Here is a 7722-nt window from a genome sequence, read left to right on the forward strand (position 1 = left end):
GGGGGGGGGGGCGCCCCGCCCCGCCCCCCCCCCCGCCGCCGGCCCCCCCCCCCCCCCCCCCCCCGGGGCCCTGGTACGCCCAACGGGTGTCCGACCGAGGAGGGAACCCCGCCCCCACAACCCCAACCACCACCAACGCCGCACCCGCACACCCACCCCCCACCCCCCACCCCCTCCGAGAGAGGACCCGCCGGAGGCACAACAACCCAACAATGCCGGCGAGTTACTGAACCAGTTCACCACGGCGCCAGCGTAGAAACCGGTCCACATTCATCGCACCGCCAAGCACAAGCGTGATCAGGCCACACATCAAGACGGTCGGCAGTAGCGGGCCCGTTCCGAGCAGGGCCAGAACCAGCCCGACGAGGCCGCCCCCGATTGTCCAGCCGAGCGTGGACAGCATCATGGTGAGTGGGTGAATGATCATGGTGCGGAAACCCCTTGTACTAATGGATGGCCAGACTGCCACGAGCAGCTGACATGACGGAAGCAGGCTAGGAACCGGGGAATCACCACAGAGTGGGCTGCACAGCACGCTTGCTGCTCAGCGACGTGTCCGCTGGGGCTGGCAGAAGCTCGGCGGGAGCGGCGGCCGGCCGGGGCGGCTCGACCGCGGGGCAGTACCCGCTTTCGTCTGCCCCTGGGCGGGTCGACTCGTAGTCGGCGAGCACCCGTTGCCCGGCGGTGGCGGCCGGCACCTGGCGCAGCCCTTCTGCACTGCGGTGCAGCTTCCCTGCGCGGAGGGCGAGCGCCTGTTGCTCGGCGAGGGTGGCGGGCCTGCGGTACAGCTTCTCGGCGCTGGGGTCGAGCTGCGGCAGGCGGCGGGCGGCGGCCTTCTGGTCGTCGCGGCGCTTGTGGCGTCGGCGGACGCGGGCGAACCGCGCCTCGTAGGCGGCCTGGTCGTTGATGTGCAGTCCGTCCTGGTGGAGCCGGGCGAGTTCGAGGGCGACCTGGCCCATCGGGCTGGGGGTGAGCACGCGGACACCGTCATTGGTGTTGGCGGCGGCCAGGAACCGGGCGCTGAGCAGTGCCTGCGTACGTTCCTGGCTGACCCGGCGTCCGCCGTTCCACACTCCGTACTGCGCCGCGAGCCGGGCCCGGCCGTCTCGCCAGTACAGGCGGCCGGTCTCGGCGGCTTCCAGCACTCGCAGGTGTCCGGCGGTCCAGCCGAGTTCGGCGACGTGGTGTTCGGCGAGGTATCGGTTCGACGCGGCCAGCTCCCGGTTCTCGCGGTCCATGCCGGTGGCGGCTCGCTGCTCGGCTTCGTGCCGAGCCTGCTCGCGGCGGCGGGTGCTCTCTCGCTCGGCCTGTTCGGCTGGGGTCAGGACTCTCGCCAGTCGGGCGCGCAGGTCGGTCGCCGTCGTCTCGACTCCGGCGGCGGTCTGGGCGCGTACGGCGTGGTCGACGGCCTTCCGGGCGCAGAACACCAGGGCGCTGGTCGGCATCTCGGGATCGGCGGCGTACTGCTCGGCTCGGTCGGCGTGCCGCGCGGCCTCGACGGCTTCCTGATGGGTCGCGTGCATGACCGCCTCCCGGCGCTCCGCGTTCGCGGTGCGGCTGCGGCACACGGCGGCCATGGCGTCGTCGGCCGCGGTGACGGCGAGGAGGGCGGCCTCCCCCGCGACCTGGAGGCAGGTCTCGGGTGACGGGTCGCCGAACGGGGCGGCCGGGCGGGCGACGCAGACGGGCTCGGGCATGGGGAAGTCCTCGCGGGTGTGTCGGTGGTGAGGTCGGGGGCGAGCTGCGACCCCGTCGTTGGGTTGCCGCCCTGGTCGCGCGGAGCGCGATGGAGAGTGCTGTCGTGCCCGCAGGGCACGCCCGTTGGCCCGGCGTCCGGATGGGGCGGGAGGGCCGCCTGCGGCCCGGACGTCCCGGCCGGCTGCGAGCCGGGCCAGGCTGAGCCGTCCCGCAGGGACGCCCTTTCGTTCGGGGGACCGGGGTCGGCGTGCCGCCGACGCTGGCCCGCCCGGTCGGTGGTGGGCGGAGCGTGGAGGCGGGCGGCTCGATGCCGCCCGGCCCCACGGCCCGGCGGCCGGGGCAGGCCGGGCGGCGGTCTCCCGCCCGGCTCGGGGCTCCTAGGCGGCGACCGGTTCGCGCTCGGCGACGCGGCACCGGGTGAGGACGGTCTGCGCGGTCTCGTTGTAGATGCTGTGGTCCTTGACCGTGCCGGTCAGTTCGACCTCGTCGCCCTTGTCGGGGATGGTCGCGGAGGAGGAGAACCAGACGTAGACGTTGCCGCTCGGGTCCTGGAACTTGATCAGGCGGCGGCGCTGGGCGTGGTAGCCGTAGTACCGCTCTTCCAGCTCGATCACGGTGGTGACGGTGGCGCTGGTGGTGATGCGCTCGCCCACGGTGCCCTGCGGCTTGGAGTTCTGGGCGGCGCGCTCGGTGGCCTCCTTCTCCTGGTCGCGGTGCCATCCGGCGATGGCGGACACCAGCGTTGGAAGGTGGCGCGGGTCGACGGTCTCGCCCTTGGCCAACTGGCCTACCTTGTGGCGGTATTCGGAGAGACTGCCGTACCCCTGGACGGCCCACGCCAGGACGGCGGCAGCGGTGCCCGCCGCGTCCGGCTCAGCGTTGATGGCGTCCCGCCACTCCTGCGGAGCCTTGCGGTCGAAGAAGTACGCTTCGACCGAATCGGCGGTCGGCACGGTGTTCTTCCACTGCTCCGAGCGGCTGTAGAAGCGGCCGTCCTGCGTGACCACGGCGGCGGCCACCCGCAGCACCTCGATCACCGGCACGCGCAGATCGGCCGGGATGCCGCCCTCGTCGCCGTCCCAATCGGAGTCCTTGAGCGTCCCGAAGCGCCACAGCGCCTCAAGGCCCTTGATCGGCAGCCCGGTGTACGGCTCGACGCACGTGGTGCCCAACTGCCTTATCTCGCCGTTCTCGTGGCGGGCAAGGTAGGTCGCGGTGCGGTGGCGGGCGACGGAGCACCCTTGGCAGAAGTTCTCAATGGCGCGGTGCTGGCGCGCGGCCTCGGCGTCCGACTCCGGCAGGCCCGGGAACAGGCTGGTGATCGTCTCCCCCTCCTCGTCGTGGTCCAGGCGGGCGATGACGGTCCAGCCCTGGTGGCGGGGGATGTCACCGGAGATCGTCACGGTGACGGTGGGCCGCTTGCCGATCAGGCGGCCGTCAACGTCGTGATAGTCGGCCAGGAAGGGGGTGGAGATGTCGAGCGTGTACGCGGTGAGGTTGTGGACGGCGGCGCGGGCGTTGGTCGCCTGGACAAGCTGACGCACGCGGGCCTGGGCGGTGGCGGGGACGGAAAACCGCATGGCTTCACTGTTCATCGTGAGTGCTCCTGCTGGTGAGAGAGGAATCGAGCGCCCGGCCGGGCGGGTTGCCCTCCGCGTTCGGCCGGGTCGGGGCCGGGCCGGCTGACGGCCCGTGGATCGGAGGGGGTGTTGCCCTCCCCCTCCGACATCATTAATTAAACCATGTTTTGTGGCGTGAGGCAAACATCCCGGCCGGGGAGGTCGAGTGCCCCACGGTCGCGGAGGTATGCGGCGAACAGGGCGGCGGTGTAGCTGTCGGCAGTGCCGTAGGTGCGGCGGCAGTCCAGGGCCCCGATGCGCTCCCCCCGGTGGCGAACGGGGAACGCCTGGCCGGGCTCGGGGATCGCTAGCGCGTACAGTCCGCGCGGGGTGTCCACGCGCAGGACGACGGCGGCAGCCTCGCGGTCGTAGGCGGCTGACCAGCGGGCCGAACCGATGCCGAATTCCGCGAGCCCGGAAGCGATGGCGCGGGCCTGCATGATGTCGGCGGCAATGCTGGGGTTGGACTCGGCGGGGGCGGCGGCGTATCCGCAGCAGTGGTCGGCGGCGTGGGTCTCGGAGAGGGCGGCTGCACGGGGCATGGGGGGCTCCTGGGCTGGCCGGGGGCGGGGCTTCCCGCCCCCGGTGTTGGGCGTCTGGGGGGGTAAATCAGGCGGCTTGGGCGTCGTCGGCCAACTCGGCCTCCAGGTCGCCCGGTTCCTCGTCGACACCCGGCTCCTGCTCGGCCTCCGGCTCGTCTCCGCCCGGGAGCGCGGCGCGGGGCTGGTTCTTCGCCGGGTCGTACGGCTCGTCGTTGACGACGGCGCGCTCAATGGGCGTCAGCGGGTACCCCAGGGCCTCCAGCACCTTGAACCACCGGGCGGTGGGCTTCCGCCTCTCCGGAACGCGCTGGCTGTCGGTCCGCCACGCGGAGCGGGTCGCGCACTTCTCCCTGACGGCGGCGATGGCGGCGAACTGGAGCTGCGGGGCCCGGCGCGGGTCCTTGGCCACATGCTCCGCGAAGCTGCTTCGCTCCTTGGCCTGCTGGGCGTTCAGCCCCAGGAGGGTGGCGAGGATCTCGGTGGTCGGCTCCTTGTTCAGGTCGTCGCAGATTCCCCAAGTTCCACTGATGAGAGCTTCGTTGACGTGCTGAACCATGGCGTTCGTAGCGCTCTTCGCGAGGTTGCGCGACTTGATCAGGTCCGCGAGCCACTTCCTGCGGAGCGACTCGGCGGCGTCCCAGTCGATGTTGCCCGCCTTGACGGCGGCCAGGGACGCGCTCGCGGCCTCCGCCTCGGCAGTCTTGGCGCCGCCGCCACTGGGGGTCTCCGGCGGCGTGTGCCCGTACAGTCCGGGGGCGGTGCAGTAGGGCTCGTACCGGTCGTTGTTCCGGTCGCTGAGCACCCAGACCTGCCCCTTGCACGCGTCGTGCTCCTCGGCGCTGACACCGCTCAGCCTCGACACGGGCATGGCTCGCTCGGACAGCTCTTCGATGTCTCGAATCTTCTTCCCGGCTGCTTCGAGCTCCTCGCGGTGGGTGGCGGCCCGTTCGCGCTTTTCGCGCCGGGTCCGCGCCCTGGCGATAGCCCACTCCACATCGCGGTCGTCGGCCCACCGGCCGGTGGCGGCCTCGGTGATCGCGGCGAACTCGTCGGCGTCGTCGGCGAACTCGGCCAGGGCTGCCATGTGGTCAAACGTCCACTCGTAGCTGCCTCCCGCCCTGCTGACGGCCTCGCTCAGCTTCTCGCTGGAGTGCACCCGGACGACCGCCTTCACGTCCTTCTGTCGCACGCCTGCGGCCTTGGCGATGCGGCCCACCTGCGCGCCTGCCTCGGCGGCGCTGAACATGGCCTGGTTCATCTCCCCCGGCGTCAGGCTCTTGCGCTGCTCGGAGGTAGTGATCATGTCGAGGAACTGCCCGGCGGCATCCCGGTCGTCGTCCTCCCACTCGTACGGCAGGTGGGTGAGGCCCGCGTCCTGCGACCCAAAGTAGCGGCGATGCCCGTCGTTGATCTGGATCGTCCCGCCTTCGAGTCGCTGGACCTTGACGGGGATGCGGCAGCCCTCGATGCGGAAGCTCTCCACGAACCGGGCGTTGATGTCGAGATCCTCGCGGGCGTTCGCCGGGTGCGGGGTGAGCGCGTCGATCCGGATCACCGGGCGGGACGTGAACGGGATGGTCTCCAGTCCGGCGGCGATGGCGGCGGCCAGTCGCTGGAACCCGTCGATGATCTGCGGCACGTCGCCGTGGGTGCGCACGACGTACAGCGGCTCCTGGACTCCGCTGTCCTTCACGTCGGCCAGCAGGTCGGCCGGGGCCTCGACGGAGCGGACGTTGCCGGGGTGCGCGGTGAGCTCGGCGACAGCGAGGGTCGGCCACGGGGCGGGAGCGGTCTGGACGCCGGCCTCGGTCTTGATGGTCATCGTCGTACTGCCTTCTGGTGAGAGGTTCCGCCGGGGCTGGTCGGCCCCGGCGGGGGGTGTCGGTCGGGGGTGTTGCCCTCCCCTTCCGACATCACTAATTAAACCATGTTTTGAAGAGTCGGACAACCAGGGACAGTGTGATCGGCATCACTTCGGTAGAGCGCTGCGGCGGAGCGGAGCAGGGCGGCGGCTTCGGCGGCGGTCCGCCCGGGGGAGTCAGTCCAGCACCACAGAAGGGAGCGGCGGTAAGCGTCTTCGGGAAGCCCTAGCCTCCGCCACCGGACGGGCGACACGGGGCGGCCGTGGGCCTCGTTGCTGAGCACCACCAGGGAGTCGAACAGGGCCCGCTGGAAGATCTCCCATGCCTGGCCGCGCTCGGACCAGCGGGGCCGCGCGGCGCGCACTCCGCACTCCCATGCGTGCAGCAGGTTGCACGGGGCGGTGTTGCCCATCCGGCCGGGCTGCCAGCGGTGGTCACCCTGATAGAGGCCGACGCGCTCGATATGGGCGGCGGCGGTGGTGAGGATGCGGGCGGGGGTGGCTCGGGGCTTCCGGGGCATGGCGTCATCCTGGGCGGTCGCGGTGGTCAAAGTGCCGCTCTCTCTGGGGACTTGGCGGCGATAGCGCAATCGGTGCAGTAGCAGGGGGTACGCCACTGGTGTCCGGCCGGGCTGGCGCTGGCGAAGGTACTGGCGGCGGCCTCGGTGATCCGGCCGGTGCCGGGGACCTTCGGGGCAGCGGCGTTCCACTGCTGGGGGACGCTGTAGACCTGGAAGTAGTGGCGACCGTTCTCGTCGGTCTTGTGGAACCTGATCCAGTCCATGTACATGCGATGCTCCTCGGCGCGCGCGGGATGGGCCGGGGCGGCGGGCCGCCGCCCCGGCGGGAGTGCGCGAATCAGGCGACCAGCGTTCCGGCGGACATGGCTCCGATGCGGCGGGTTCCGCCGATGTCGGCGCGGTTGCCTGCGGCGACTCCGTCGCCGTACCCGCTGCCGCTGAGAGAACTACTCGACTTCCGGACCTTGGGGTGCGCCTTGCGGTACGCGGCCTGAACCGTCGCGCCACGGTCGGCCAGAACGAGTTCGCCGCTGCGCCCGGTGGCGGACGTCTCCCCGCTGGCGGCGGCTCGGGCGGCCTCCTCGACGGCCGCGAGCCGCTCGGTGACGCGGACGATGAAGCCGAGCTGCCAGGAGTTGCGCCACGCCTTCGCGCTGCGCACGCCGTACGGCACGGCCTGCCGATTGAGACCGTTGAGCATCTGGAGCAGGAGCGAGGTGTACAGGATCTCCGCGCGCTGGACATCGGACTCGTAGCCGACCACGTGGACGCGGCGACCGCCGTTCGCGGCCGGGCCCATGTGGATGGCCTTGCAGCCGACAGCCTCAGCGATGAGGTAGATGAGGCGGACGCGGGACATCGACCAGGGGTTGGGGAGGTCGAAGTTCTTGTCCGTGATCCCGTCGCGCGACGGCTGCCCGTCATTCAGGAGCGCCTCGTCCACGCCGTACTTCGCCATCATCTCGAACGCCCGCTTCCGGGCCAGCTCCGCCTCGGCCTCCGGCGTCGCGGCGTCCTCCGCCTTGGCCAGCAGCGCCTTGACGGTCGCCAACTTCGGATTCACGCCTGCCTGGGGGGTGGTCACAGCTCGTCTCCTGGTGAGAGTGGGTGCCGGGGCCGGTCGGCCTCCGGTGGCCGGCTGGGGTGTTGCCCTCCCCTTCCGACATCGCTAATTAAACCATGTTCCTGGGGTCGGGTCAAGCCAGACAAGCCCACTGACCTGCCCTTTTACCGCAGCACCGACCCGCACCCGCCCCGCCGGGCCCGGCCACAGCGGGCCCTGGGCGGGGTTCCCTCCTCGGTCGGACAGCTCCGCCGCACCGGGGTTCCGGGTGGGGTGTCCAGGCTCGCGCAGCGACCGCGCAGCGGCCCGGCCTGGACACCCCGCCCGGGGCCCTGGTACGCCCAACGGGTGTCCGACCGAGGAGGGAACCCCGCCCCCACAACCCCAACCACCACCAACGCCGCACCCGCCCACCCAC

8 protein-coding genes are annotated in these 7722 nt (G+C 71.5%); all 8 read right to left on the bottom strand.

Going from position 1 to position 7722, the window contains the following annotated elements; genetic code table 11:
* Nucleotides 1–223 precede the first annotated feature (223 nt).
* The gene (locus tag ABH937_RS37870; RefSeq protein ID WP_280664035.1) at nt 224–427 is read right to left on the bottom strand and encodes a hypothetical protein; all 204 of its coding nucleotides are present in this window, start codon (nt 425–427) and stop codon (nt 224–226) included.
* An 82-nt stretch (nt 428–509) separates the two neighbouring features.
* Nucleotides 510–1697 (bottom strand): hypothetical protein, encoded by a 1188-nt coding sequence (locus ABH937_RS37875; protein WP_280664034.1) that lies wholly within the window; start codon nt 1695–1697, stop codon nt 510–512.
* Nucleotides 1698–2075: 378 nt separating this feature from the next.
* Nucleotides 2076–3278, bottom strand: a complete 1203-nt coding sequence (locus ABH937_RS37880) for a hypothetical protein (protein WP_370220832.1) — start codon at nt 3276–3278, stop codon at nt 2076–2078.
* Between the two features lie 155 nt (nt 3279–3433).
* The gene (locus ABH937_RS37885) at nt 3434–3859 is read right to left on the bottom strand and encodes a hypothetical protein (RefSeq protein ID WP_280664032.1); all 426 of its coding nucleotides are present in this window, start codon (nt 3857–3859) and stop codon (nt 3434–3436) included.
* 67 nt (nt 3860–3926) lie between these two features.
* The gene (locus ABH937_RS37890; protein ID WP_280664031.1) at nt 3927–5681 is read right to left on the bottom strand and encodes a ParB N-terminal domain-containing protein; all 1755 of its coding nucleotides are present in this window, start codon (nt 5679–5681) and stop codon (nt 3927–3929) included.
* Nucleotides 5682–5779: 98 nt separating this feature from the next.
* Nucleotides 5780–6271 (bottom strand): DUF6197 family protein, encoded by a 492-nt coding sequence (locus tag ABH937_RS37895; protein ID WP_370220834.1) that lies wholly within the window; start codon nt 6269–6271, stop codon nt 5780–5782.
* Nucleotides 6268–6510 (bottom strand): hypothetical protein, encoded by a 243-nt coding sequence (locus tag ABH937_RS37900; protein WP_280664029.1) that lies wholly within the window; start codon nt 6508–6510, stop codon nt 6268–6270. Before ABH937_RS37900 ends, ABH937_RS37895 begins: the two co-directional genes overlap by 4 nt.
* 68 nt (nt 6511–6578) lie before the next feature.
* A complete protein-coding gene (locus tag ABH937_RS37905; RefSeq protein WP_280664028.1) occupies nt 6579–7325 on the bottom strand; it encodes a DUF2786 domain-containing protein in 747 nt (248 codons plus the stop codon).
* Nucleotides 7326–7722: the final 397 nt, after the last annotated feature.

The sequence above is a fragment of the Kitasatospora sp. GAS1066B genome (assembly GCF_041262605.1).
In the GTDB taxonomy this organism is placed as follows: domain Bacteria; phylum Actinomycetota; class Actinomycetes; order Streptomycetales; family Streptomycetaceae; genus Kitasatospora.

Bases quoted from the DNA above. Each gene is read 5' to 3' on its own strand.
- ABH937_RS37870 (WP_280664035.1), bottom strand. From the start codon at position 427: ATGATCATTCACCCACTCACCATGATGCTGTCCACGCTCGGCTGGACA.
- ABH937_RS37900 (WP_280664029.1), bottom strand. From the start codon at position 6,510: ATGTACATGGACTGGATCAGGTTCCACAAGACCGACGAGAACGGTCGC.
- ABH937_RS37875 (WP_280664034.1), bottom strand. From the start codon at position 1,697: ATGCCCGAGCCCGTCTGCGTCGCCCGCCCGGCCGCCCCGTTCGGCGAC.
- ABH937_RS37890 (WP_280664031.1), bottom strand. From the start codon at position 5,681: ATGACCATCAAGACCGAGGCCGGCGTCCAGACCGCTCCCGCCCCGTGG.
- ABH937_RS37880 (WP_370220832.1), bottom strand. From the start codon at position 3,278: ATGCGGTTTTCCGTCCCCGCCACCGCCCAGGCCCGCGTGCGTCAGCTT.
- ABH937_RS37885 (WP_280664032.1), bottom strand. From the start codon at position 3,859: ATGCCCCGTGCAGCCGCCCTCTCCGAGACCCACGCCGCCGACCACTGC.